The following is a 1206-nucleotide window of genomic DNA, read 5'->3' on the forward strand; positions in this document are numbered from 1 at the left end:
AAAGGTTGTTAACCTTTGCCCTGGTAGGCCATTATACTGAAACATTCCAGTTTAGCTTTGAGTTCCCTACGACTACTATGATTCTGCTTTTTCCTTGCTTCCACAAACTATTCTGTGTTTTTCTACAGAGAAAAATTTTCTCTGAGAGAAGTTTAGGAAGATCGAAGTTACTCTAATTATTTACGCGACTCATTTAGGTATGCAGACCTTTTTTTGATCTTCAATCTATATAACATTGAAGATCAATTTTTTTTATATATAAAGGTAGGTTCAAAAGTTAGGTTCAAAACCCTAGGATGTTTTTTAGAAAAACATTGATAATTTTGAAAATAGATTTAATGATACATTTCCAAATAACTTTGATAAACAGTTACAATTCATTTCTGCTTAGTATTATGATTACCCCGTTTATTGCATTTAGCCTTTTCTTTTTTAATAAGGTTATCCTTGTGAGTCATTCTTCTGGCGTAATCTTTTTGGATATGAATTTCTCCTCAACCCGCTTTTATTCTTTGCTGTAACTTTTGATTCTTTCGTTTCAAAAGCCAAGAATATGAAGGAACATATTATCATGATGTTCGTGATGCGTTAAATCACTCATAATTAGGCATCATTTCGCGCCACATATTAAAAAATAACTCCTTTTTCATTCAAAAATATAATTTTTATAATTTTTTTAATTAATAATAAAAATAAATATTAAAAAAAATAAATTAAGGTAAATATATTTGTTTTAATGTTTTATCTTTACGAATTAATTCAAATATTAACAAATTTAATTTAAAAACAGAATTTAATGGATTTTTTTCATCATTTTCTTTTACCTTAAATAAAATATTTAATTTAAAAAATTTCTTAGTTACGGGAGAATTTTTTGTTAAAGGGAAAGTTTGTTCTTTATTTAAGAGAATAGTTTTTAAAACTTCTCTTTCTAAAATGTCGAAATTTAATAAACATTTTTTTATTTTAGCGTTATGATGAATTTGATAAATAATATTCATAAGACAAAAAATCACTAAAACATAAAAAAACAAAAATATTATAAAAAATACAGACACTTATCTCCTTTTTTCTCCTTATTATTATCTTTTATCACGAATATTAGACATAATCTGTTTAATATGTTTTTCACTTGGTGTTCTGCCCATTTGTCATCGAGATAGAATTAGACCGTTTTTCTATTACTAGATATTAATCTAAGCCCCT

At 25.6% G+C, this 1206-nt stretch carries 1 protein-coding gene and 1 pseudogene; both read right to left on the bottom strand.

What is annotated here, in order from left to right; translation table 11 throughout:
- Positions 1-713: 713 nt before the first annotated feature.
- Positions 714-1058 (bottom strand): super-infection exclusion protein B, encoded by a 345-nt coding sequence (locus ACHMP6_RS01860; RefSeq protein WP_412097827.1) that lies wholly within the window; start codon positions 1056-1058, stop codon positions 714-716.
- A 24-nt stretch (positions 1059-1082) separates the two neighbouring features.
- A pseudogene (locus tag ACHMP6_RS01865) lies at positions 1083-1151 on the bottom strand (YneF family protein); the annotation flags it as partial.
- Positions 1152-1206 lie beyond the last annotated feature (55 nt).

Source organism: Candidatus Phytoplasma palmae (genome assembly GCF_046896035.1).
GTDB lineage: Bacteria > Bacillota_I > Bacilli_A > Acholeplasmatales > Acholeplasmataceae > Phytoplasma > Phytoplasma palmae.